Annotated in this window: 28 protein-coding genes and 1 pseudogene; 13 read left to right on the top strand and 16 right to left on the bottom strand. The window is 69.4% G+C overall.

Annotated features, from left to right (window positions below):
- Positions 1-75: 75 nt before the first annotated feature.
- Positions 76-993 carry a helix-turn-helix transcriptional regulator gene (locus OG199_RS10810; RefSeq protein WP_405829251.1) on the bottom strand — a complete coding sequence of 306 codons (918 nt, stop codon included), beginning with the start codon at positions 991-993 and terminating at the stop codon, positions 76-78.
- A 190-nt stretch (positions 994-1183) separates the two neighbouring features.
- On the opposite strand from OG199_RS10810, the gene OG199_RS10815 reads away from it, so the two are divergent.
- The 4 genes and pseudogenes from OG199_RS10815 (at position 1184) to OG199_RS10830 (ending at position 3702) form a co-directional block, all read left to right on the top strand.
- Positions 1184-2161: an aldo/keto reductase gene (locus tag OG199_RS10815; protein WP_356809834.1), complete on the top strand. Its 978-nt coding sequence runs from the start codon at positions 1184-1186 to the stop codon at positions 2159-2161.
- 52 nt (positions 2162-2213) lie between these two features.
- Positions 2214-2500, top strand: a pseudogene (locus OG199_RS10820) (alcohol dehydrogenase catalytic domain-containing protein); the annotation flags it as partial.
- Positions 2501-2506: 6 nt separating this feature from the next.
- The gene (locus OG199_RS10825) at positions 2507-2719 is read left to right on the top strand and encodes a hypothetical protein (protein ID WP_405829253.1); all 213 of its coding nucleotides are present in this window, start codon (positions 2507-2509) and stop codon (positions 2717-2719) included.
- A gap of 56 nt (positions 2720-2775) precedes the next feature.
- The gene (locus OG199_RS10830; RefSeq protein ID WP_405829254.1) at positions 2776-3702 is read left to right on the top strand and encodes a Ku protein; all 927 of its coding nucleotides are present in this window, start codon (positions 2776-2778) and stop codon (positions 3700-3702) included.
- Positions 3703-3768: 66 nt separating this feature from the next.
- Here the strand turns inward: OG199_RS10830 and OG199_RS10835 are convergent, their stop codons facing one another.
- Positions 3769-4188 carry an arsenate reductase ArsC gene (locus tag OG199_RS10835; RefSeq protein WP_405829255.1) on the bottom strand — a complete coding sequence of 140 codons (420 nt, stop codon included), beginning with the start codon at positions 4186-4188 and terminating at the stop codon, positions 3769-3771.
- A gap of 160 nt (positions 4189-4348) precedes the next feature.
- Here OG199_RS10835 and OG199_RS10840 point away from each other — a divergent pair, with 160 nt between their 5' ends.
- Both OG199_RS10840 and arsB read left to right on the top strand, forming a co-directional pair.
- Positions 4349-4657 (top strand): metalloregulator ArsR/SmtB family transcription factor, encoded by a 309-nt coding sequence (locus tag OG199_RS10840; protein WP_356808012.1) that lies wholly within the window; start codon positions 4349-4351, stop codon positions 4655-4657.
- Complete coding sequence (gene arsB / locus OG199_RS10845) at positions 4654-5763, top strand: ACR3 family arsenite efflux transporter (RefSeq protein ID WP_405829257.1); 1110 nt, start codon at positions 4654-4656, stop codon at positions 5761-5763. Before OG199_RS10840 ends, arsB begins: the two co-directional genes overlap by 4 nt.
- 177 nt (positions 5764-5940) lie before the next feature.
- Here the strand turns inward: arsB and OG199_RS10850 are convergent, their stop codons facing one another.
- Positions 5941-7437, bottom strand: coding sequence for an IMP dehydrogenase (locus tag OG199_RS10850; protein WP_405829258.1), 1497 nt, complete (start codon positions 7435-7437; stop codon positions 5941-5943).
- A 639-nt stretch (positions 7438-8076) separates the two neighbouring features.
- On the opposite strand from OG199_RS10850, the gene OG199_RS10855 reads away from it, so the two are divergent.
- Positions 8077-8511 carry an SRPBCC family protein gene (locus tag OG199_RS10855; protein WP_405829260.1) on the top strand — a complete coding sequence of 145 codons (435 nt, stop codon included), beginning with the start codon at positions 8077-8079 and terminating at the stop codon, positions 8509-8511.
- Positions 8512-8783: 272 nt separating this feature from the next.
- Here the strand turns inward: OG199_RS10855 and OG199_RS10860 are convergent, their stop codons facing one another.
- The gene (locus OG199_RS10860) at positions 8784-11030 is read right to left on the bottom strand and encodes a catalase (protein ID WP_405834496.1); all 2247 of its coding nucleotides are present in this window, start codon (positions 11028-11030) and stop codon (positions 8784-8786) included.
- Positions 11031-11436: 406 nt separating this feature from the next.
- Between OG199_RS10860 and OG199_RS10865 the strand changes: the two genes are divergently transcribed.
- Complete coding sequence (locus OG199_RS10865; protein WP_356806946.1) at positions 11437-11610, top strand: hypothetical protein; 174 nt, start codon at positions 11437-11439, stop codon at positions 11608-11610.
- 143 nt (positions 11611-11753) lie between these two features.
- Here OG199_RS10865 and OG199_RS10870 read toward each other — a convergent pair whose 3' ends face one another.
- From OG199_RS10870 to OG199_RS10925, 12 genes are all read right to left on the bottom strand, one after another.
- The gene (locus tag OG199_RS10870; protein ID WP_266703052.1) at positions 11754-12032 is read right to left on the bottom strand and encodes a gas vesicle protein K; all 279 of its coding nucleotides are present in this window, start codon (positions 12030-12032) and stop codon (positions 11754-11756) included.
- On the bottom strand, positions 12029-12256 hold the full coding sequence (locus tag OG199_RS10875; RefSeq protein WP_266703050.1) for a gas vesicle protein: 228 nt from the start codon (positions 12254-12256) through the stop codon (positions 12029-12031). Before OG199_RS10875 ends, OG199_RS10870 begins: the two co-directional genes overlap by 4 nt.
- Before the next feature lie 3 nt (positions 12257-12259).
- Complete coding sequence (locus tag OG199_RS10880; RefSeq protein WP_405829262.1) at positions 12260-13063, bottom strand: GvpL/GvpF family gas vesicle protein; 804 nt, start codon at positions 13061-13063, stop codon at positions 12260-12262.
- 81 nt (positions 13064-13144) lie between these two features.
- Entirely contained in the window at positions 13145-13480 is a 336-nt protein-coding gene (locus OG199_RS10885) for a gas vesicle protein (RefSeq protein WP_401805712.1), read from the bottom strand.
- The gene (locus OG199_RS10890) at positions 13473-14567 is read right to left on the bottom strand and encodes an SRPBCC family protein (RefSeq protein ID WP_356806951.1); all 1095 of its coding nucleotides are present in this window, start codon (positions 14565-14567) and stop codon (positions 13473-13475) included. Before OG199_RS10890 ends, OG199_RS10885 begins: the two co-directional genes overlap by 8 nt.
- A 6-nt stretch (positions 14568-14573) precedes the next feature.
- Positions 14574-15518: a histone protein gene (locus OG199_RS10895; protein ID WP_401806061.1), complete on the bottom strand. Its 945-nt coding sequence runs from the start codon at positions 15516-15518 to the stop codon at positions 14574-14576.
- Positions 15511-15780, bottom strand: a complete 270-nt coding sequence (locus OG199_RS10900; protein ID WP_356806955.1) for a gas vesicle protein GvpG — start codon at positions 15778-15780, stop codon at positions 15511-15513. Before OG199_RS10900 ends, OG199_RS10895 begins: the two co-directional genes overlap by 8 nt.
- A 1-nt stretch (position 15781) precedes the next feature.
- Positions 15782-16531, bottom strand: a complete 750-nt coding sequence (locus OG199_RS10905) for a GvpL/GvpF family gas vesicle protein (protein WP_356806957.1) — start codon at positions 16529-16531, stop codon at positions 15782-15784.
- Positions 16532-16534: 3 nt separating this feature from the next.
- The gene (gene gvpJ, locus OG199_RS10910; protein ID WP_401805710.1) at positions 16535-17005 is read right to left on the bottom strand and encodes a gas vesicle protein GvpJ; all 471 of its coding nucleotides are present in this window, start codon (positions 17003-17005) and stop codon (positions 16535-16537) included.
- Positions 17006-17037: 32 nt separating this feature from the next.
- A complete protein-coding gene (locus tag OG199_RS10915) occupies positions 17038-17358 on the bottom strand; it encodes a gas vesicle protein (protein ID WP_356806960.1) in 321 nt (106 codons plus the stop codon).
- 238 nt (positions 17359-17596) lie between these two features.
- Complete coding sequence (locus tag OG199_RS10920) at positions 17597-18178, bottom strand: Asp23/Gls24 family envelope stress response protein (RefSeq protein WP_356806961.1); 582 nt, start codon at positions 18176-18178, stop codon at positions 17597-17599.
- Positions 18169-18810 carry an RNA polymerase sigma factor gene (locus OG199_RS10925; RefSeq protein ID WP_405829265.1) on the bottom strand — a complete coding sequence of 214 codons (642 nt, stop codon included), beginning with the start codon at positions 18808-18810 and terminating at the stop codon, positions 18169-18171. Before OG199_RS10925 ends, OG199_RS10920 begins: the two co-directional genes overlap by 10 nt.
- Before the next feature lie 153 nt (positions 18811-18963).
- Between OG199_RS10925 and OG199_RS10930 the strand changes: the two genes are divergently transcribed.
- The 5 genes from OG199_RS10930 (at position 18964) to OG199_RS10950 (ending at position 21478) form a co-directional block, all read left to right on the top strand.
- Positions 18964-19449, top strand: a complete 486-nt coding sequence (locus OG199_RS10930) for an Asp23/Gls24 family envelope stress response protein (protein WP_356806963.1) — start codon at positions 18964-18966, stop codon at positions 19447-19449.
- A gap of 85 nt (positions 19450-19534) precedes the next feature.
- A complete protein-coding gene (locus tag OG199_RS10935) occupies positions 19535-19702 on the top strand; it encodes a hypothetical protein (protein WP_266703028.1) in 168 nt (55 codons plus the stop codon).
- Between the two features lie 98 nt (positions 19703-19800).
- Positions 19801-20112, top strand: a complete 312-nt coding sequence (locus OG199_RS10940) for a hypothetical protein (RefSeq protein ID WP_405829268.1) — start codon at positions 19801-19803, stop codon at positions 20110-20112.
- Between the two features lie 91 nt (positions 20113-20203).
- Entirely contained in the window at positions 20204-20854 is a 651-nt protein-coding gene (locus OG199_RS10945; protein WP_405829270.1) for a DUF6286 domain-containing protein, read from the top strand.
- Between the two features lie 18 nt (positions 20855-20872).
- Positions 20873-21478 carry an alkaline shock response membrane anchor protein AmaP gene (locus tag OG199_RS10950; protein ID WP_356809679.1) on the top strand — a complete coding sequence of 202 codons (606 nt, stop codon included), beginning with the start codon at positions 20873-20875 and terminating at the stop codon, positions 21476-21478.
- Positions 21479-22037 lie beyond the last annotated feature (559 nt).

Consider the following 22037-nt stretch of genomic DNA (forward strand, 5'->3'; position numbering starts at 1 on the left):
TTCGTCTCGGGGAGCCCTGGCGCCAGGAGACGTGGCGGTCCTGTCTCTCCTGGTGAAAGCCCGGCGGCCGACCAGTCAGTCCCGGCGGGTCTGCCGACCAGTGGCGTCCGGGGCGGACGCAGGGCGTTCCGCCGGCTGCGGTGCGGTCATGTCGAGCAGGAGCAGGGCGTCGTGGTCGGGGCTGCCGGGCTCGGCGGTGTAGACGCCGATGCGCTGACCCGGGGTGCCTTCCACGTTCAGGGACTGGGAGGTGAGGGTGAGCATGCCGACCTGCGGGTGCCGGAACGTCTTCTGAGCGGGCTTGCGTCCGGTCACTTCGTAGCGTTCCCAGAGGCCGGCGAAGTCCGGGCTTTTGAGGAGGAGTTCGCCGACCAGGTGGGTGAGGTCGGATGCGTCGGGGGCGGTGCCCGCGACGGCACGCAGGCGGGCGACGCATGTAGTGATCTGACGGTCCCAGTCGGGCAACAGGTCCTGGGCGGCCGGGTGCAGGAACAGATAGCGCGCGAGGTTGCGGTGCTTGGCCGGCCAGTCCTCCAAGCCCGCGTACAGGGCGAGACCCCCGGGGTTCCAGGCCAGCACGTCCATGCTGCGGCTGATCACGTACGCCGGGTTCGGGCGGAGCGATTCCAGCAGCAGCTTGAGGTGGGGGCGCACCGTACGGCTGGGGGCGGGCGGCGGCTCAGGGGCGTAACGGGCGGCGCGGGCGGCGAGCTCACGCAGGTGCTGGTGCTCCTGGTCGTCCATGTGCAGCGCGCGGGCGAGCGCGTCGAGGACGGCGGGGCTGGGACGGGTCTCCTTGCCGCGCTCCAGACGCACGTAGTAGTCGATGCTGATGCCGGCGAGCGTGGCGAGTTCCTCGCGGCGCAGCCCCGGGGTGCGGCGGATTCCGGCGCCGACGGTGAGGCCGACGTGTGCGGGGCTGGTCTGGGTGCGGCGGGCACGCAGGTAGCGGCCCAGCTCGGCGCCTTCACTGTGCGCGCTCTCGGATGCCATGAATCCAGTCTCACCCGCGCATGGCCTCGGGCGCAGGCGCCGAGGGGAGCCCTGTCATTACCCCCGAAGAGCCCGCCCTGCCACACCGCCGTCATCCGGGGGAGGCTGAAGGAGACAAGGCAGCAGGCACGACCTACCGGGCCGACCGGAGTGAAGATGCCGGGCGACGCCACGACGTGGAGAGGACGACATGCGTTACATCAAGCTGCGTGACCTGGAGGTTTCCCGGATCGGCCTGGGCGCGATGGGGATGTCGCACGGCTACACCGGCTCCGGGACCGACGACGCGGAGTCGGTCAGGACCGTGCACCGCGCGCTGGACCTGGGCGTCACGCTCATCGACACCGCCGAGATCTACGGCCCGTACACCAACGAGGAGCTCCTGGGCCGAGCGCTGAAGGGGCGCCGGGATCAGGCGGTGCTGGCCACCAAGTTCGGCCTGGTCTCGCACGGCGGCGACGGCGCCTGGAACCTGGACTCCAGCCCGGCCAACGTCCGTACCGCGGTCGAAGGCTCCCTGAAGCGACTGGGCACCGACCACATCGACCTGTACTACCAGCACCGGGTGGATCCGCACACGCCCATCGAGGAGACCGCGGGTGCGGTGGCCGAGCTGATCGCGGAGGGGAAGGTGCGGGCCTTCGGCCTCTCGGAGGCGGGGCCGGACACGATCCGCCGGGCGCACGCCGTCCAGCCGGTCACCGCGGTGCAGTCCGAGTACTCCCTGTTCACGCGCGGCATCGAGGAGCGCGTCCTGCCGGTGCTGCGGGAGCTCAACATCGGACTGGTGCCGTTCTCCCCGCTCGGCCGCGGCTTCCTGACGGGCGCGGTCCGCTCCACCGACCAGTTCGACGAGGACGACTTCCGCCGCGACAACCCGCGCTTCACGGGCGAGAACTTCCAGCACAATCTCGCCCTCGCCGACGAGGTCAAGACCCTGGCCGCCGAGGTCGGCGCCACGCCCGCGCAGGTCGCGCTGGCCTGGCTGCTCGCCCAGGGCGACGACATCGCGCCGATCCCCGGTACCAAGCGCGTCAGCCGGGTCGAGGAGAACACCGCCGCCGATGCCGTCACCCTGACCGCCGCACAGCTCGACCAGCTCTCCAGCCTGCCGCCCGCCGCCGGCGACACCCACACCGAGGCGCAGGCACGGATGCTCGAACGCTGACCTCCCGCACCCCCGGCACCGCCCCGCACCTCCGTTTGGAGCAGCACCTCTGATGCGTGCAGCGCTGATGTAGGGAGCCGGAGACGTCCGCGTCGAGGACCGGCCCGACCCGAAGGTCGCGAAGCCCGGCGACGCCGTGGTCCGCGTCGTCGCCGCCCGCGTGTGCGGCAGCGACCCGTGCCCTACGGGTCGCTGCCCGCCACCGACACGGCCCGCCCCATGGGGCACGAGTTCCTCGGAGTCGTCGAGGAGACCGGCGCGGACGCGACCGGCCTCAGGGCGGGCGATCTGGTCGTCGCCCCGTTCACCTACAGCGACAACACCTGCGACTACCGCGCCTAGGGCGTGCACATCTCGTGCACCAGCCGGGTGCTGCTCGCCTCTTTCTCCCGGCCTGGCGAGAGCTACCACCACGGCGATCCCACCACCCTGGAGGTCGGCAACGCCGAGGTCATGGCCCGCAAGAACCGCGACCTCATCGACCGCGACGTGTACTGCTGGGCACCCCCCTGTCATTCCACAAGTGGTGCGGCCGTGCAGTTGCCGCTGAGAATGTGAAGTGATCCCTGAGGTCCCGCAGCTGGTGGGGCTCGGGGCCTTCGTGGAGGTCCGTCATGCCCCGACCCTTGTGGAGCGGTGCCATCAGCTTCGGTCTGGTGACCATTCCCGTGAAGCTGGTGAGCGCTACCGAGGACCGCTCGGTCCACTTCCACCAGATCCATACGGAGGACCTGAGCCGGGTGCGGGTGCGCAAGTACTGCGAGGCGGAGGACCGCGAGGTGTCCGCGGGCGAGATCGGCAAGGGCTTCGAGGTCTCCAAGGACACGCTGGTCGCGGTCACGGACGCGGAGCTGGAGGAGATGCCGCTGCCGACCGCGAAAGCGATCGAGATCGTCGCGTTCGTGCCGGCCCCCTCGATCGATCCGGTGCGGCTGAGCGGTGACAGCTACTTCCTGCAGTACGACGGCCAGGTCGCGGCGAAGCCGTACGCCCTGATCGCGAAGGCGTTGGCCCGCAACACGAAGGTGGCCGTCGCGAAGCTGGCCTGGCACGGACGGGAGCGCCTGGTGCTGCTGCGGGTGCGAGACGGGGCGCTGATCGCGCACGTACTCAAGTGGGACGACGAGATCCGTGACCCCGCCGAGCTCGCCCCGAAGGACATCGAGGTCACGGACTCCGAGATCGACGCGGCCGTGCACCTGGTCGAGTCGATGACGACGGACGACATCTCCGGCTTCCGGGACACCTACCGGGAGGCTCTGGAAGCGGTGATCGAGGCGAAATCCGGGGGGCGGCAGCCGGCGAAGCCGACTACCGGGGACGACGAGCAGGGCGGGCAGGTCGTCGACCTGATGGCCGCCCTGCAGGAGAGCGTCCGCAAAGCGAAGTCCGCACGCGGCGAGGACGACGCGAAGGATGCCACGGTCCACGAGATCCCGAAGAAGGCGGCCAGGAAGGCGACGAAGAAGGCGCCTGCCAAGAAGGCGGCGAAGAAGACCGCGACGGCGAAGAAGACCGATCGGCGCCGGCGAGGCGCGTAGGGCGACGCCGGGGCACGCATTCTGCGCCGGACACCGCCTCGCGCATACCGGTGTCCGTCCCGGAGGTCACGCCCCTCGCTGGGCGTCGATCTCGGCGATCAGGGCCTCGATGCGGGTCCGGATCCCGTCGCGGATGGGGCGGACGGCCCCGACGCCCTGGCCGGCCGGGTCCTCCAGGTCCCAGTCGAGGTACTTCTTGCCGGGGAAGACGGGGCAGGCGTCGCCGCAGCCCATGGTGATGACGTAGTCGGACGCCTGAACGGCCTCGGTGGTGAGGATCTTCGGCTTCTGCTCGGCGATGTCGATGCCGACTTCCTTCATCGCCTCGACGGCGGAGGGGTTGACCTGCGCGCCGGGGACGGAGCCCGCGGAGCGGACCTCGATCCGGTCGCCCGCGAGGTGGTCGAGGAATCCGGCGGCCATCTGCGAGCGCCCGGCGTTGTGGACGCAGACGAACAGCACGGAGGCGAGAGGGCTCGAAGACATCGGTTCTTCCTTTGCGAGTGAACGAGCAGGTGGAGCGGTCGGCGGCACACCCTCGGGGACCGTGATCGGCCGGTCCAGGGATCGGCCGGACTGGTATCAGCTTGGACTGGGCATCAGCTTGAACTGGTATCAGCTTGAACTGATGTGACAGTATCAGCCCATGCTGATGTCAGTCGACGCTGATCTGATGCGGGTCCTGGCCGACCCGCTCCGCCTCCGGATCGTCTCCCTCCTGGCCGAGGAGACGCTCTGCACCACGCACCTCGTCGAGGAGACGGGCGCGAAGCAGACCAACCTCTCCAACCACATGAAGGTGCTGCGCGAGGCCGGGGTCGTGGAAACCGAGCCGTGCGGCCGCTTCACGTACTACAAACTGCGTGCCGACGTCATCGGCCGCCTCGCCGGACAGCTCACCGACCTGGCCGAGTCCGCTCGCGACACCGCCGAGAACAAAAGGGCCTGCCCGTGATCCCCACCGCGGCGCCCGAGACCGCCGAGGAGTCCTCCGTCGTCGCGAGGCTGTCGACGCTCGACCGATTCCTCGCCGTCTGGATCCTCGCCGCGATGGCCGCGGGCCTGGGGCTCGGCAGGCTCGTCCCCGGTCTGAACGACGCCCTGGCGGAGGCCGAGATCGGCGGCGTCTCCCTGCCGATCGCCGTCGGCCTGCTGATCATGATGTACCCGGTCCTGGCCAAGGTCCGCTACGACGGACTCGACGCCGTCACCGGCGACCGCAGGCTCATGGTCTCGTCCCTGGTCATCAACTGGCTCGTCGGCCCGGCGGTCATGTTCGCGCTGGCCTGGATCTTCCTGCCGGACCTGCCGGAGTACCGTACCGGCCTGATCATCGTCGGCCTGGCCCGGTGCATCGCCATGGTCATCATCTGGAACGACCTGGCCTGCGGCGACCGCGAGGCCGCCACCGTCCTCGTCGCCCTGAACTCGGTGTTCCAGGTACTGGCGTTCGGGCTGCTCGGCTGGTTCTACCTCGACCTGCTCCCCGACCGGCTCGGCCTGGGCGACGGCCGGCACCTGGACATCTCCCCGTGGAAGATCGCCCTGAACGTCGTCGTCTTCCTCGGCATCCCGCTGCTGGCCGGCTTCCTCACCCGCCGCATCGGCGAACGCGGGCTCGGCCGCGAGAAGTACGAGACGGGCTTCCTTCCGAAGCTCGGCCCGTGGGCCCTCTACGGCCTGCTCTTCACGATCGTCATCCTCTTCGCCCTGCAAGGGAGGACGATCACCTCGCAGCCGCTGGACGTGGCCCGCATCGCTCTGCCGCTACTGGTGTACTTCGCGGTCATGTGGTTCGGCACCTTCGCCCTCGGCAAGGTCATCGGCCTCGCCTACGACCGCACCGCCACCCTCGCCTTCACCGCCGCGGGCAACAACTTCGAGCTGGCCATCGCGGTCGCCGTCGCCACCTTCGGAGTCACCAGCGGCCAGGCACTCGCCGGTGTCGTCGGCCCGCTCATCGAGGTCCCGGTCCTGGTCGCGCTCGTCCACGTCTCCCTCGCCCGGCGCCGGAAGTTCAGCACTGCCCAGCAGGTGACGCCCGCACCGCGGGCGGGCTGACGCATCACTCGGACCGCACCTGCCTCGGCGCGCAGGTCGCCGCGACGAGGCAGCCACGGCGGCCAAGTACCCGCCGCCGGGCGCCCGGCGAATGATCGACGGGCGCACCGCCGGCGGGTACTCGGGAACGTCGATCAGGTGGTGGGACAGTGGTCCTCGTCGGGCCTCGACGACCTGTCAGGAGGCCGTCGTCGGGGCGTCCCGCAGGGTGACGTTGGCGTGGCTCTCCTGGAAGCTCTGGTCCGAGACGAGCGTCAGCCGGGCCGTGGACCGGAACTCCGGCAGGTTGGCGGAACCGCAGGAGACCATCGTGGTCCTGAGCTTGGCGACCGTCAGGGCGAGCCCTTCGTCGAGGTCGCCCGCGTAGGGGACGTAGCCGTCCACGCCTTCCTCGAAGACCAGCCCCTGACCGCCCTGCCCGTAGCGCTGCCAGTTCCGGGCGCGGTTCGAGCCCTCACCCCAGTACTCCTTCACGAAGCCGTCGCGGGTGGGCAGTTTCGCGCCGGCCGCTTGGTCGAAGCGCGCGAAGTAGCGCCCCATCATGACGAAGTCGGCCCCCATCGCGAGCGCCAGGGCCACGTGGTAGTCGTGGACCAGGCCGCCGTCGGAGCAGATCGGCACATACTCACCGGTGCGCTCGCGGAAGGCATCGCGGGCCCTCGCGACGTCCAGCACAGCGCTGGCCTGGCCGCGGCCGATGCCCTTCTGGTCACGAGTGATGCAGATGGAACCGCCGCCCACACCGACCTTGACGAAGTCCGCGCCCGCCTCGGCGAGGAAGGTGAACGCCTCCCCGTCGACCACGTTGCCTCCGCCGACCGGGATCTCGGGATAGTGCTTCTTCACCCAAGTCAGCGCCTGTGCCTGCCAGTCGCTGTAGCCGTCGGACGAGTCGAAGCACAACGCGTCCGCGCCCGCCTCCACCAGGGCCGGGATCCGCTCCTGGTAATCATGGGTGTTGACGCCCGCGCCCACGCGCAGGCGCTTGGCGGCGTCCACGACCTGGTTCGGGAATCGCTTGTTGTCCGCGTAGTCGGACCGGAACACCAGATACTGCAGGTTGCCCTCGCCGTCCAGCACGGGGAGGCAGTCCAGCCGCTCGTCCCACAGCCGGGCGTTGGCCTCGGAGAGCGTGGCGTCAGGCCCGGCATGGGGCAGGCCGGCGATGGCGGTCATCCGCTCGCTGACCGGTTCGGCCAGGTCGTGGCGTTGCGGATGGAAGTCGCGGGAGGTCACCAGGCCGAGCAGGCGTCCGGTGGCGGTCCCGTCGTGGGTGACCGCGGCGGTGCTGTGACCTGTGCGTCGCATGACGTCGACCAGGAGACCCAGGGTGTCGTCAGGCCGGACGTTCGTATCGCTGGTGACGAATCCGGCCTTGAAGTTCTTCACCTGGCGGACCGCGGCGACCTGGTCCTGGATCGACTGGTTGTGGTGCAGAAAGCTCAGACCGCCGTTGCGGGCGAGCGCGATCGCGAGTTCCGGAGTACTCACAGCCTGCATGATCGCGGACGTGAACGGGGAGTGCAGTTCGATCGCCGACGGCTCGCCCGCGATGTGCCGCGCCAGAGGCGTGTGCAGCTCGACCGTCGCGGGCGAGCAGTCGGTCCGGGTCCGGTTGGGCAGGAGCAGAAACTCGTTGAACGTCCGTGAGACCTCGGCGATGATCTGTGCCACTCGTTCCTCCTGACCGTCGGCCGGGCCCGGCTGCCCCGCCGTGAAGATCGCGCCCCCGTGTCCCAGGGTCCGGGCAGGCAGGGTCGGCAAGGCAGCCGTGGAGGTGCCACACACTGCGGCAGAGCCCTGACCGGCCCGAGGGATCCAACGGGTGCGGTCGTGACCCGGCACCCTATCGATCGGCCGGCCGCAGCACGAATCGTGCCCTCGTCGACGGTCGCCACCAGACGGGTCCTTCAGGTCCTCGGCCCGGGCAGCGAGGTGCTCGGCGGCATCGCACTGCGCGCCCATGCCCTTCGCCCCACCGACCGGGCCACCCGGCGCTCACCCTCGACAGCGGCGAACACGCCGACCGCCGGTACGCGATGAGGCCTGGTCCGCCACGAAGGGGGTAGCGACAGACCAGGCCTGGATCCAAAGTGTCACACACCGCTACATCTCGCTCCCTTCACCGGCGGAAGCGTGTGCTCCCGCGTCGGCCCGTTGTCGTCACGCACCGTTCCCGTACGTAGTCCAGGCATCCGTTCGAGGGGCATGAACTGCGCCGATGTGCTCGGCATCGGGGCGAGGGGCATTCATGAAACCGTCCCCAGCACCTGGTTCCCGCCGGTGTGGCCATGCGAGGAGAAGGGTCGTCACGTGTCGCAGGTCGAAAAGTCCATCGAGGTCGACGTTCCCCTCCGTACCGCCTACACCCAGTGGACGCGGTTCGAGACGTTCCCTCACTTCATGGAAGGCGTTGAGAGGGTCACTCGGGTCAACGACACCCTCACCCACTGGAAGACGAGGGTCGCCGGGGTCGAGCGGGAATTCGATGCCGAGATCACCGAGCAGATCCCCGACGAGCGCGTTGCCTGGACGACCGTCGGCGGTGAGGCGCAGTGGGCCGGCCTCGTCACCTTCGATCACCTGGACGACGTCAAGTCCAAGGTCACGCTCCGGCTGGACTACGAACCCACCGGCTTCAGCGAGACCCTCGGCGACAGGCTCGGCTTCGTCAGGCGGCGAGTCACCGGCGACCTCAAGAGCTTCAAGCAGTACATCGAATCCCCTGACGTCGAGTCCGGCGCATGAACCACCGAGCACTCAACGCCCCTCTCACCTGCCACGTACGGCTACCCGTGACACCGCTGCCGTTCTTCGCGCGGGCACGTAGGACGGGTGCGGCGGCCCGTTGACACTCGGGGTCGGCCGCCCGCGGCGCATCCGCGGATGCGGTGGCCATCAGCTTCACAGCTTCATCCCGCGTCCGGCCCGGTGCCGGGCGACTGCGGGGTGGCGGGTGGGACACGTCGGCGGCCCCGCGGCTCCTGCCCGGCGCGGGCGGGATCCGCGGGGGCCGGGAATCAGACCGACGGGGTGAAGCGGTCCCATGCGCGGTGGCCGGCCAGCAGGTCGGCGACGCCTTGCACCGTCGCATCGGCGCTGTCGGCGGTCACCACACCGGGAGCGTCGGGGACGATGCCGGTGGCTTCCAACACGTCCACTCCCCCGGCCCAGGCACCGAGTGCCTTGCCGTGGCGGAATGCCTCGGTGAGCATGAGGAGCACGCGCGGGTCGATGCCCGCAGCCGCCGCGATGTCGTCGTCCACCTTGGCGTCGCGGGCGCCGTAGGCGTCGGCGCCCGGGGCGGGCGCCCCGGCCACGAGGATGGCGTCGAACTCGGTGGAACGGGCGGTGGCGAACGTGCGCTGTACGGTGACGGGCTCACCGTCGGTGTCGAGCACGCCGCCGGTCGGGGCGATCACCAGCGGGACCATGCCCGCGTCCAGAACCGCCTGCCGCACCGACCGTACGCCGGTCAGGTCCTGGTCGGCGGCGGTGACGATGCCGACGATGCGGCCGTCCAGCGGCCAGGTACCGCCGAGCTGGGAGAGTGCGGGGCTGGGAGCGGGGTCCGCCAGTGTCTCGGTGGGCGCGGGGGCGGGCAGGCCCAGCCCGGTGGCGACCTGCGCGCACAGTTCGGCGTCGATGTTGGCGAGGACCTTCAGGGCCCGTTCCTTGATCGCCGTCTCCCAGCACTTGTTCAGCTCGAAGCTGTAGGCGGCGACGATGTGCTCGCGCTCGGTGGGCGTCATGCTCAGCCAGAACTGCCGGGGCTGGCTGTAGTGGTCGTCGAAGGAGGCGGACGCGTCGCGGACCTTGCGGGCGGCGGGTACCTGCTCGGGGACCTCGATGTAGGCGCCGGTGTCGTCGCCGGCGAGGAAGGGGCAGCCGCCGTCCAGGGAGTTGGGCCGGTAGGGGGCGACCCCGCGATGGACGGCGGTCTGGTGCATGCCGTCGCGCAGCATGTCGTTGACCGGGGCGTGGGTGCGGTTGATCGGCAACTGACCGAAGTTGGGTCCGCCGAGCCGGCTGATCTGGGTGTCGAGGTAGGAGAACAGCCGACCCTGGAACAGCGGGTCGTCGGTGACGTCGATGCCGGGGACCAGGTGGCCGAGATGGAAGGCGACCTGCTCGGTCTCGGCGAAGAAGTTCGAGGGGTTCGCGTTGAGCGTGAGCAGGCCGATCGGCTGGACGGGGGCCAGCTCCTCCGGCACGATCTTGGTCGCGTCCAGCAGGTCGATGCCCTCGAACATCTGGTCGTCGGTGTCGGGGAAGGTCTGGACGCCCAGTTCCCACTGAGGGTGGGCGCCGGACTCGATCGCGTCCGCCAGGTCCCGGCGGTGGAAGTCGGGGTCCACGCCGGCGGTGATCTGTGCCTCCTCCCACACCAGGGAATGCACACCGAGCTTCGGCTTCCAGTGGAACTTCACCAGCGTCGTCGCACCCTTGGCGTTCACGAACCGGAAGGTGTGGACGCCGAAGCCCTCCATCATCCGGTACGAGCGCGGGATGCCGCGGTCCGACATGTTCCACAGGGTGTGGTGGGTCGCCTCCGTGTGCAGGGTGACGAAGTCCCAGAACGTGTCGTGCGCGCTCTGTGCCTGTGGGATCTCCCGATCCGGGTGCGGCTTGCCGGCGTGGATGACGTCGGGGAACTTGATCGCGTCCTGGATGAAGAACACCGGGATGTTGTTGCCGACCAGGTCGAAGACGCCCTCGGTGGTATAGAACTTCGTCGCGAAGCCCCGGGTGTCACGCACCGTGTCGGCGGACCCGCGCGAGCCCAGCACGGTGGAGAAGCGCACGAAGACCGGTGTCTCCACGTCCTTGCCCAGGAACGCGGCCTTGGTGATCCGCCCAGCGGTGCCGTACCCCTGGAAAACACCGTGGGCGGCGGCGCCGCGGGCGTGCACCACCCGCTCCGGGATCCGCTCGTGGTCGAAATGGGTGATCTTCTCGCGCAGGTGGTGGTCCTGCAGCAGTACCGGACCCCGCGGGCCGGCCTTCAGCGAGTGGTCGGTCTCGTACAGTCGCGTCCCTTGAGCCGTGGTCAGGTACTCACCGCCCTGCGCGACCTCGTCCTGAGGGACGCCCGTCGCCTGTCCTGTGGGGCTGTACGTGTCCGGGCCGTGCTGGTCGGGCTTGGGTGGCAGCGGCTCGACCGGCTCGGTCGGCTCGTCGACGGGTGGCGGCACCGGGCCCGGCGCGCCCGGGATCTCGTTACCGGGATGGACGACTTTCTGGATCTTGTCGGTAACCGCCGTCACGGGATTCTTCTTCTTGGCGTTCTTGGCGTTCTTGGTGTTCTTGGCGCTCACAGAGTTCCGATCGTTCGAGCCAATGGCGAGGCGGTCCTGTCTGTCAGGAAGACGGGCCCCATGAAGTCCACAGCACGCCGTTACCCCGTCGGGTGACCGCGGTACAGGGGCACACCCGGGTGAGGCGGAGGTTCACCCGGGCAGTCGTGTCCGAGGAGTCGTGGATGGAAGGGCCATGGCCCCTTCTCGTCCCCGTCCTCGTCGCGGCGCCGTCCGGCCTGCGGCTTGGCGTGTGGAGACCGCCGGACTCGTCGGCGGAGGCTTCTGGAGGGACCTGCTGGGCCCCTGTGACGGTTGTGGTTTTGCTCCCTGCCTCGCGGGCACACGATCAGTGAGACTCCGTGGAGGTACCGAGATGACTGCCGGAGAAAAAGCAAAGGCAAAGGCCGAACAGGTCATCGGGAAGACCGTGCGCAGGGCGGCCCACGCGGCACACAAGGAAACCCTCGCGGCGAAAGGTGCCGCCCTCGAAGCACGAGGCATGATGCGGGGCGCGAAAGAAAGCTCCAAGGGCACCTTCAAGCGCTGACGCAACCATGACAGCGGCGCCCGGGAGCTTCCGCACACGCCACTCTCGGCCCGCTCTGGTCGAGCGGTGCCCGCCCAGCCCTCCGTCCTGAGCGACCCGGTCCTGCGTCGAATCGCGCGACCGCCCGCTACAGGCCCGCCGTGTCAGCTCTGTGGCAGAAGGGTCCCGAGGGGCCCGAGGTCGAGGTTGAGATCCTCCGGCCGGACTCCGTACTGCTCGCAGAGTTCCGTCATCCGCTGGTCCAGCAGCATCAGAGTGGTCCCGATCTCGTCCACCTGCGCATCGCTGAGATCGCCCTGCTCGACGCGGCGAATCGCCTGCCGCTCCATCAGCTGCCTGAGGAGCTCGACCACGGTGAGCACCAGGGCGACGAGGTCACGCCCCATCTTCTCGGAGTCGAGGTCGACTCGGGATCGCGTCACAGGGGGCCTCCGTCCGCCCAGGGAGCGGGAACCCGTTCGTTGACGGACGACAACAGGGCATGAAGCGACACTCGCACCAACGGAACGTCGGCGATGGCGATGACCAGGTCACCGCTGATGACCACCCCGGTGGCCAGGACGCGGTCCAGCAGGTCGACGAGAGGCACCCCGATGGGGCCCTGCAGCGGCCCGGGGTTGTCCCAAGGCACCACATCGCGTGTCACGGTCTACACCTCGCCGACGAATGAATAGGGCACCCACGGCCCCGACAGCTCGATCTGTACCCCGGTCCGTTCGCGCAGCGACTGTGCCAGCAGGGTGAGTTCGTCGGCGCGGTGCTCCGCCACCAGATACGTCGCGTTGAGGACCTGGATCCGCCGTTCCCCGGAGAGCTGCGGACCGTGCGGTCGCAACCTGCGGGACGCCGCGGCGAGGAGACGGACCTCGGCATCCACCGATTCGGCGACCCGCAGCGCCTCGTCCTGGCTCCGCTCGCGACGCTCCTGTACACCGCGCTTGCGCTCCAGATAGGCGAGGCCGGCTCCGGGTGCCGGACGGGAGGGCCCTGCCGACGTGGCACTGCGGGTCGAATCGTCCGGCGGGCAGGGTGGTGCGTACACCTTCACGCCCCACTCGGCATGGTGCGCAATGCGCTGGAGCGCCGTGTGAAAGCGGTCGGCCTCGCCGGTCAGCGCGTCCCGCGCCCTCTGCTCACCGTGGTACAGCGTGGCCATCGGCAGGGGAACGGTGGGGCAGCAGGCGGCAGCCGCGCTGACCACATCGTGGTGGGCGCGTGCGTACCGTTCGAGTTCCCGCTGGTCGGACAGGCGTGCCTGCCAGGCCTCGTCGGTGAAGTCGCGGGCTCGGACGGTCTGGACGATCGCTGTCAACGTCTTCAGCGGCAGCACGCTCACGGGTGCCTCGTCGGTGACCCCGCGCAGCCCGACGAGGGCCGACGGTTCCGGTTTCCAGCAGACGGCGAACACGTAGGTGGCGTTGGCGTCCGAATGCTCAGGGCCGCGCTCCGTCATGTTCCTCGGTTCTCCTTGGTCCTTGCCGGATGAGGTGAATACGGCGAATGCGGTGGATGGGGTGGGACGGTCGCTCCGGGGTCACCGCTCGGGCGATTCGTCCTCCGTCTTGGACTCGAGCGCTTCCAGACGCTCACGCAACGCGCGATTCTCGTCCTGCAGGGCGCTGCGGGAAGCGCGCGAGCTGAGTGCCGGATCGGTTTCCCACCAGTCGATGCCGGCCTTCTTCGCGGTGTCCACGGAGGCCACGAACAGGCGGATCCGGATGGTGAGCAGCTCGATGTCGAGGAGGTCGATCTTGATATCCCCGGCGATCACGATCCCTTTGTCGAGAACCCGTTCGAGGATGTCGGCAAGGTTGGTGGTCTGCGGGCCGGCTACGGGGTAGGACCTCTGACGGAAGTCGACGTCAGTCACGGCGCCGCCTCTGCCCTCGTCGCTTCTTGGAGGCGGACGTGTCCTCGTCCTCCTCGCCGTCCTCCTCTTCTTCGTCCTCGTACGCGCCTTCGCCTTCTTCGTCCTCCGCTCCCTCTTCCTCCTCCTCGTCCTCCTCTTCGTCCTCGGGTTCGTCCTCGTAGGCGTCCTCGGCTTCGTCCTCGTAGGCGGAGTCGGCGCCTTCCTCGCCCTCGGGCTCCTCGTCCTCGCCCTCGGCCTCCTCGCCCTCCGTCTCCTCCTGCTCGGCCTCCTCTTCCTCCATGGCGTCCTCGTGGGACACGACGACTTCACCGTCGCGGATTTCACCGCGCCAGCCTTCGGGCTCCTCGTTGGTGAGGCTGACGTACCGCTGGAAGTTCTTGAAGTCCAGTCGCATACGGCGCCCTTGGGCCCGCCACAGATTGCCGGTCTTCTCGAAGAACCCGGACGGGTAGTACTCCACGACCAGGACGATTCGGGTCAGGGTAGGTGCCAGTTCATGGAAACTGACCGCGCCGCGAGTGGTGCCCTTCGCTCCTTCGGAGGTCCAGACAATGCGGTCGTCGGGAATCTGTTCCTGAACAGTCGCTTTGAAACTGCGCGAGGACGGACCGACTTTGACCTTCCAGTCGCTCCCGACCTCGTCGCTCTTCGACACGTCGCGAACGCCCTTCGCGAAGCTGCTGAACTGGTCGTACTGCGTCCAGTAGTCGTAAGCATCGCGCAGCGGCACGCCGACATCGAGGACCTCGATGATGTTCATGACCTTGCCGCCGCTGGACTTGCGTTTACCCTTCCCCCCGCCGAACGCGTCCTTGACCTTCCCTACGACGTTGTCCTTGACGCCCTTGGCCTTTTCCGAGACGAAGGCCTTCAGCGGGGAGTCACCCTGCAGGATGCGCGACCCGATCGCGGGAAGTGAGCCGGACTCGGACGCTTCGGAAAGCTTTCCGGTGACGTCCGTCAGTTTTTCCCCCGCCTTCTCGGCGAGATTCTCCACCTGAGCGGAGAGGAACTTGGACAGCTCCTCGCGGATCCGGTCCATACCCGAGGTTTCCTCGGCGGGTTGATCTTTCTCCGTCTTGGTCATGGCTGGCTACCTCCGACGATCGGCGCGCTTGGATCCCGCTCGCTTCGACGACGTCGTCTTCTTGGCCGCGGTCTTCTTGGCGGGTGCGGACTTCTTCGCCGTTGCGCCCCTGGGCGCGGACTTCTTCGCCGGTGCGGACTTCTTGGCCGCGGTCTTCTTGGCCGGTGCGGACTTCTTGGCCTGCGCGGCCTTCTTCGCCGGCGCGGCCTTCTTCGCCGGGGCCGACTTCTTCGCCGCCGCCTTCTTGGCCGGCGCGGCCTTCCGAGGCGCGGCCTTGGCCGTCCGGCTCCTCTTCTCCGCACGGGAGGGGGCGGACTTCTTGGGCGTCGCCGGTGCGGATGCCCTGCGGGACCGTGCCGATCGGGATGGGCCGCGTCGCGGCTGCGGCCGTGCCTCTTCCGGCTCTTCCTCTTCTTCTTCCTCTTCCTCCCCGGCCTCCGGCTCGCCCTCTTCTTCCTCGCCCTCTTCTTCCTCGTCCTCTTCTTCCTCGTCCTCGTACTCCGCCTCCGGCTCTCCCTCTTCCTCCTCCTCTTCCTCTTCCTCCTCGGCCTCCGGCTCTTCCTCTTCCTCTTCCTCGTACTCGGCGTCCTCGTCCTCCGGCGCGTACTCCTCCTCTTCCTCCTCGTCCTCGCCCGCGCCCTCACCGAGCCGCGCCGTACGGTCGCTGATGGCGTCGGCAAGCGTGCTCATCCCCCGGTCGGCAGCGGCTGCCACTGCCTTACGTCCCGCTTGGAGGACTTCGCCCCGCAACTGCTCCTGCAAATCGGCGAACTGGGGAATCTCCCCCAGCCTCCGCATGCCCTCGGCTGCGAGCTGGCGAGGCTCGAGGCCGAATCGCCGGCCCGCCAGATAGGTCGCGATGGACAGAGCCAGGCGGCCCTTCTTGGTTCGGCCCAGCACATAGCCGCCCACCACAGCGGCTGCGAGCGTGACTTTTTCCTTCTCATCCATGAGCGTGTCCCCTTCGATCATTCGGTGCGGGAGCGACCCGTGTGGCATACAGCCGATCGAGCAGTCGTTCCTCTTCTCGTTCGAACTCCTCCAAGCTGATGTCCCCGTCTTCGAGTTCCCGGTTCAGCAGAGCCAGCTGGGCGCGGAGCACCCCTGGGTCGTGCAACTCACGGTCGGCTGCGTCGTTGAGCTTTTCCGCCACCCAGACGACGCCGCGGACCGGTGCGATGGGGAGTGTGAGAATTCCGGTGATCAGACCCATGTCAGACTCCCGCCGTCCGCACAGAGGTGCCTTCGGCGGAGACAAAGCTGTAGCAGGGCAGCGGGCCCGCGAGACGCAACTCGACGCGGTCGCGGTGTGCTTCGGCGAATCGCTCTGCCGCGCCTCGGAAGTCGTCGCTGTCCGCCCGATCGACGAGGAACGACACGTTGAGCACGCATCCTTGGACTTCCGGTCCGGTGGCCACGGCGCGCGCCTTGGGCGTGAGTTCGCGCAGTACCCGCCGGCCCGCTTCGGCGGCCCTGCCGTCCAGAGCGGTCGCGACGGCCTCGCCCAATCGGACGTTGGCTTCGTAACCGGGCCTTCGGCGTGCCTCGTCCCGCAGCCGCCGGACGCGTTTGTCCTCCGCGACGAGGCTTCCCAGCGCGTTCTGTGCCGGGAATGCCTTCACGTTGACCTCGACCCCGTCGGCGAGGAGGTCCAGCACAGCCAGGTGCTCCGCCTCGCGGGCCGCCAGTTGACCGCGCACCAGCTCCTCGTCCGGTGCCACCATCCCGAATCGCATGGGCAGGACCGGGCCTTGGTCCGAGAGGCGCAGCAACAGTTCCTGGTGAGCCAGAAGGTCGCGTCGTCTGGCGCGAAGGTTCGGGGGTGCCTCGCTGACGACAGCGGCGACCCTGCCCTGGCGGACCGTTCGCAGCGGGGCGGCGGGGCTGCCCACACCGTTTGCGCCTGTCGGCAACGGATTCCCCGCCCGGACGACCGCGTACACGTACACCCCGTCGGTTGCCACGACTCAGGCCTCCACCGGACGTCGACTCGTACGGCTCCGGGCAGGAGGACGTCGCTTCCTCGGTCGTTCCTGCTGCTCGTCCTCGTCGTCGTCCTCGTCACGGTCGTTCGAGTCGTCGCTGCGGCCTCCGACCGCCTTGCGTACGGTGTCCCCCACGCTCTCCGCGGCCTTGCGGACCTTGCGCTTTCCGATGGACTTGGCGGCACTGCCGCTGAGCAGCTCGGGAACGGTGGTGCTGCCGGAGTCCCGTTCCAGGTCCAGCCGGTTGCACGCCTCGGCGAACCGCAGGTAGGTGTCCACGCTCGCGATGACGATGCGCGCGTCGATCTTGAGGATCTCGATGCCGACCAGGGAGACCCGGACGAACACGTCGATCACCATGCCCCGATCGAGGATGAGTTCCAGCACGTCGTACAACGTGCCGGCGCGCGGCGGGCACGCCACTACCTCATCGGAGTAGGTGGTCGCAGGCATGAGGCGTCCTTCCGATCGTCGGCAAACCTGGGTCACTCATCGGCGGACCCCCGCCGATAGCGGCGGACCCTGCAGTACTCCAAGAGTTCGCCGTCCTGGTCGAGCTGGACCTCGTACGAGGCGAGAAGGCTCGTCGTGTCCGGAATCCGGGGCAGCTCAAGGACGTCCACGACGACACACCAGCCGTCATCGACGCGCTTCACCGCCGACACGCCCTCCGTGGGATGTCCGATCAGCCCCTCCAGGCTCCGGCAGGCAGCCTGTGCGGCTTGGCCTGCCCCTCGCACGGGTGGTGGGCGGCGAGCGGCTGTCGTCGAGGATTTCCCGGCGCGCGGCCGACGTTCTTCTGCCATGCATACAAGTCTGATCAATCTCAGGCATAGCGCACCTTGAGCAGAGCAGACGGGCGCACGCATCGGGCGGAACGCGAGGGCGGGGCCGCCGCGGCGATCGGACGGAGGACGGAGCGCGGGCGATCGGACGGAGGACGGAGCGCGGAGGACAGAGCGCGGAGGACGGAGCGCCGAGGGCGTGGGGCGGAGGCGCCACTCGGTCAGTGGGATGCCACCTGGTCCGACGCGGTGGGGACGGCTACCCGGAGGTGTGAGCCTCGATCACCGTGATGTCGACGGCGGTCACCGCCAAACCCAGGTCATGGCCGGAGATGTCCACCACTGAGCGGCGCACCAGTCCGGCCGTCTCAGGCAGCGGGCGGTTCATCCCGGCGGTCAGGGTCATGCTCACCCGAACGCCCGTGAGGTGGTCGGATCGGGCGAGGCGGCAACTGACGGCCGTGACGCCGGGCACCTCGTCCGCCGCGCGCCGCAGCACGGCGGACGCGGCGCGCTCGACTATGTGCAGGGTGCGCGTGGGATCGTCCAAGGGCAGCGTCGGCCCTGGCCACACCTGGCCGCGGACGATGGTCATGACGCGGGAGATGAGCCACTGCGTGCTGGGCGGTTCCCGGTTCTGCAGGATCTCCGTAGCCGTGTCCAGTGCCGGGTCTTCGAAGGTGTCGCGACAGCAGGGGCCGGCGGCGACGTGATCGCCGGCGGCCGGGAGGGTGCCGGCCGCCTCTTCCTGGCGGCGGATCTCGTCCGGGGGCAGGCCGCCGGACGGCAGGTGCGGACGGTCGGGGGGCGGAGGCCTCGCGGGTCGGTCGTCTAGCGCCACGGGCCCATCATCTCCTTCAGGGATCGGCGTGCCCGGTACAGCCTTCCGCGGACCGTCTGCTCGGTGGTGCCGGTCACCTGGGCGATCTGTTCGTAGGGCAGGCCGTGCAGTTCCCGCAGGATCCAGCAGACCCGCTGACTGGGGTCGAGAGCGCCGAGTGCGTCGGCCAGGGCGTCGGCGAGGGCGTCCTCCTCAGCTGCCTGCGCCGGCGAGCTGTCCGCAGCGGCGGCGGGTTCGGCCACCGCATTCAACGGTACCGGTGCCGGCCGACGGCGCAGGGAGTTCAGACAGCGGTTGACCGTGATGCGGTACATCCAGGTGCTGAACGCGCAGGCGTGACGGAATTCGGGAAGGCGCCTCCAGGCGCTGATGAACGCGTCCTGGACCGCGTCCTCGGCGTCCGGGAGGTTGCCCAGGGTGTGCAGGGCCAGTGCGAGCAGGGGGCGGCTGTGGCGCCGCATGAGGATGCTGAAGGCTTCCTCGTCGCCCTCACCGGCGCGCGTCGCCAGCAGTCCGTCCGGTGCGGTGAGCAGTCCGTCCGGTGCGGTGAGCAGTCCGTCGCAGAGAGGGGCTCCGGGAGTGGGGCCGCGGCGGGCCGTCCGAGGCGGGGAAGGGTTGGCGCTGTGTCGCACGACCGCACCTCCTCCCTGCCCTGTTACGTGTGCCCGGCTTGAGATACCTGATGTCGTTTCGCGGAAATGTGTGACGATTCGCCGCCCAGGTGTGTCGAATCCTGTGACGGGCGCCAACGCCGGAGCCCGCATCGAGTGATCGAGGTGACTGTCATGACGGACACCACCGACCGTCCCTCCCCCGGACGGGACGGCCCGACCGAACCCGCGACCATGCTGAAGGGGCCGACCGGTGCCGGCACCTCCCCCGAGACGCGGGGCAGGACCACCATCGCCGACGGCGTCGTGGCCAAGATCGCGGGGACGGCCGCCCGCGAGGTTCCCGGTATCCACAAGCTCGGCGCGGGCATGACCCGTGCCATCGGAGCCGTACGCGAGCGCGTCCCAGGTGGCGGGACCGGCGGCGTCAGCCGCGGTGTGAAGGTCGAGGTAGGAGAACGCCAGGCCGCTCTGGACATCGACGTCGTCGTCGAGTACGGCTTCGCCATCGTCGATGTGGCGGCGGAAGTACGCGTCAACGTCATCTCCGCCGTGGAACGCATGACGGGGCTCGAGGTCGTCGAGGTCAACCTCGTCGTCGACGACGTGAACCTGCCCGACGAAGACGACGAAGAGCCTGCGGAGGGCCGCGTCCAATGAGTCCCGTTCGCGGTCGGCGCTCCGCTCCCACGGGGACGACGCGCGCCCGAGGTACCGGAACACCCCGAGGACAGGTGAGTGAGCGATGAACACAGCAACAGTGGGTCTGGCGGCCGGAATGGCACTGGGATTCGCCGGATACTTCGGCGGCTTCTGGGCCTTCCTCCTCGTGGCGGTCCTGGGCGCGGTGGGCCTGGTCCTAGGTCTCATCCTGCAGGGCGACGCCGACATATTCACCCGGCGGCAACGGTGAGCCCCGCCGCCGGCACCGACGAATCGACCGAGCGCCCGAGCGACGGGCATGCCAACGACGCACACAGCCCCCCGCCGCCCGCGGAACGCGGCGCGACGGTGATACCTGACCGGGTCGTGGCCCGCATCGCCGCGAGAGCGGCCGGCACAGCACTGCGGCGGATCACCGGTCCGCGGCAGCCGCCTACGGATCTGGGCGCACCCGGCGCCCGCGCGACCACGCACGACGGAACCGCACGACTGGCGCTGTCCGTGGACCTCCCCTATCCCACGGACATCACCGCCACCTGCCGGCAACTGCAACGCGAGGTCACCGAGAAGGTGGCCCAGCTGACCGGCCTGAACATCAGCGAGGTGATGCTGACGGTGCGGCGTCTGGTCGTCGCGGGGCAGCCAGGACGCGTCCGCTGACGCCACTGCCCGAGCCACCCGCACCCTGCACAGCACCGGCCGCGACCGAGGCCGGCGCGACACCACCGACCGACGACGGAGGGCGGACACCATGGCACTCTCACACCGGGCCGCCTCGACCGAGCAGGCGACCGAAACGGACCGGCCCGACATCCGCGCCCCCGCGACCGAGCCTCCGAGGCACGAGGAACGGGGGGCGAGATCACCGCGCCTGTGGTCGGCACGCCGCATCCCGGCCGCCCTGGTCGCGCTGGTGGCGTTCTGCGCCATCGGAGCGGTCCTGTACGACGTGATCGCTGTGCGCGCCGGGCACCGCGCGGAGGCATGGCGCACCCGCATCGCCGAGGAGGTGACCACCCGCCCGGTCGACGACCCCTGGCTGCTGGCCACGGGCGCCGTCGCCGTCGTTCTCGGCTTGTGGCTCCTCATCCTCGCCCTCACGCCCGGACTGCGCCGACTCCTGCCGCTGCGGGCACCCGAGGAGTCCACGGAGACAGGGGCCTGGCTGGACCGCAAGGGCGCCGCCCTGCTCCTGCGCGACGCCGCGATGCGGGTCCCCGGCATCAGCCGTGCCGCGGTCCGCGTCGGACGCCGCCGCGTCATCACCCGCGCGGAGGTCCGCTTCCGCGACACCGCGACCGTCCGCAGCGACCTCACCCGGGCCCTGCAGGAGCAGTGCCGTCAGCTCGCCCTGGCGCACACCCCGCGGCTGACGATCCGCCTACGCCACCACACCCACTGACAGGCCCGGGAGCCCGCCATGACCGGTCGATCCACTCTCAACCGTCTGCTGTTGGCTCTTTGCGGCCTCGTGCTGCTGGGAGGCGGCCTGCTGATCCTCTTCGCCGGTTTCGACCTCTATCGCCGGCTCGACGTGATCCCGCCCGCCGGGTGGCCCGTGGCCACGCCTCACGACGTCCTGGTCAGCAACGCCGACCGCATCCGCTGGAGCGACCAGGGCTGGTGGTGGTGGCCCGCCGTCATCGCCGTCCTGGTTCTGGCGGTTGTCCTGGCCCTCATGTGGCTTCTGGCGCAGCTGCGCCACCGCCCCGGCGCCGTCCATCTGGGCGGGACACCCCCGCCCGAAAGCGTCGACTTGCGCGGCCGTGCCCTGAGCGATGCCATCACTTCCGAAGCGCGTGCTCTGCCCGACGTCAAACAGGCCAGCGCCCACCTCACCGGACGGGCGTCCGACCCACGGCTCCACGTGGCCCTCACGCTGACGGATCACGGACTTCCCGCCCCCGTCCTGCAGGCGCTGTGTCACGGCCCAGTGGCACACGCACGCCAGTCCACGGGGTTGGCCCACCTGCCTACCCGGGCGCACCTGCACATCGACAGGCACAAGGCGCACCGCGCCGAATAGGAGCGCTGCCGCCGAGGGCACCGAGCCGTCGGCACCGTCGGCACCGAGGGCACCGGCGGCGCGACGAGCCGCACACACCGACGCTCTCCCCTGTCCCCCGGAACAACGCCGCGGAGAAACACCGGCGAGGTATGCGCGGGCCAGGGTCCGTCACGAAGCGGTCGGCGGGTACACGTGGACCGACGCGAGCAGCCCGCGGGTGCACAGTTCCTCGACGACGCGGAACAGGTAATGGTTTTCGTCCATGGCCGGGCCCCATGGGGTGTCCGTCTCGGCGGGTCCGACGGCCGGGCTGGAGGAGTCGCGTGCGCCAGGTGAACGGCGGCCCCCCAGCGCTGAGGGTTGTGCCTGCATCACCGCAACATCGGCGTCGAAGGGCGCGCTCTGCATACGGCAATCGGGTGACCGACAGGGCACGGCCTGGCCGCGCGTGAGCCGGATAGCGGCTCCACGGCACGACCAGGCAAGGATGTGCCCCGGAGTTGCTGCCCCGCCCGGGCCCCGACCGCACCGTTTAGCACATCAGTGCGTCTTATAAGTATTTATGTACCCTTTATAG

The organism is Streptomyces sp. NBC_01176, assembly GCF_045039825.1.
Classification (GTDB): domain Bacteria; phylum Actinomycetota; class Actinomycetes; order Streptomycetales; family Streptomycetaceae; genus Streptomyces.

Coding starts and splice junctions, on each gene's coding strand:
- OG199_RS10810 (WP_405829251.1), bottom strand. CDS start 993: ATGGCATCCGAGAGCGCGCACAGTGAAGGCGCCGAGCTGGGCCGCTAC.
- OG199_RS10815 (WP_356809834.1), top strand. CDS start 1,184: ATGCGTTACATCAAGCTGCGTGACCTGGAGGTTTCCCGGATCGGCCTG.
- OG199_RS10830 (WP_405829254.1), top strand. CDS start 2,776: ATGCCCCGACCCTTGTGGAGCGGTGCCATCAGCTTCGGTCTGGTGACC.
- OG199_RS10835 (WP_405829255.1), bottom strand. CDS start 4,188: ATGTCTTCGAGCCCTCTCGCCTCCGTGCTGTTCGTCTGCGTCCACAAC.
- OG199_RS10840 (WP_356808012.1), top strand. CDS start 4,349: ATGCTGATGTCAGTCGACGCTGATCTGATGCGGGTCCTGGCCGACCCG.
- OG199_RS10865 (WP_356806946.1), top strand. CDS start 11,437: ATGACTGCCGGAGAAAAAGCAAAGGCAAAGGCCGAACAGGTCATCGGG.
- OG199_RS10880 (WP_405829262.1), bottom strand. CDS start 13,063: ATGACGGAGCGCGGCCCTGAGCATTCGGACGCCAACGCCACCTACGTG.
- OG199_RS10890 (WP_356806951.1), bottom strand. CDS start 14,567: ATGACCAAGACGGAGAAAGATCAACCCGCCGAGGAAACCTCGGGTATG.
- OG199_RS10895 (WP_401806061.1), bottom strand. CDS start 15,518: ATGGATGAGAAGGAAAAAGTCACGCTCGCAGCCGCTGTGGTGGGCGGC.
- OG199_RS10900 (WP_356806955.1), bottom strand. CDS start 15,780: ATGGGTCTGATCACCGGAATTCTCACACTCCCCATCGCACCGGTCCGC.
- gvpJ (WP_401805710.1), bottom strand. CDS start 17,005: ATGCCTGCGACCACCTACTCCGATGAGGTAGTGGCGTGCCCGCCGCGC.
- OG199_RS10915 (WP_356806960.1), bottom strand. CDS start 17,358: ATGGCAGAAGAACGTCGGCCGCGCGCCGGGAAATCCTCGACGACAGCC.
- OG199_RS10930 (WP_356806963.1), top strand. CDS start 18,964: ATGACGGACACCACCGACCGTCCCTCCCCCGGACGGGACGGCCCGACC.
- OG199_RS10935 (WP_266703028.1), top strand. CDS start 19,535: ATGAACACAGCAACAGTGGGTCTGGCGGCCGGAATGGCACTGGGATTC.
- OG199_RS10945 (WP_405829270.1), top strand. CDS start 20,204: ATGGCACTCTCACACCGGGCCGCCTCGACCGAGCAGGCGACCGAAACG.
- OG199_RS10950 (WP_356809679.1), top strand. CDS start 20,873: ATGACCGGTCGATCCACTCTCAACCGTCTGCTGTTGGCTCTTTGCGGC.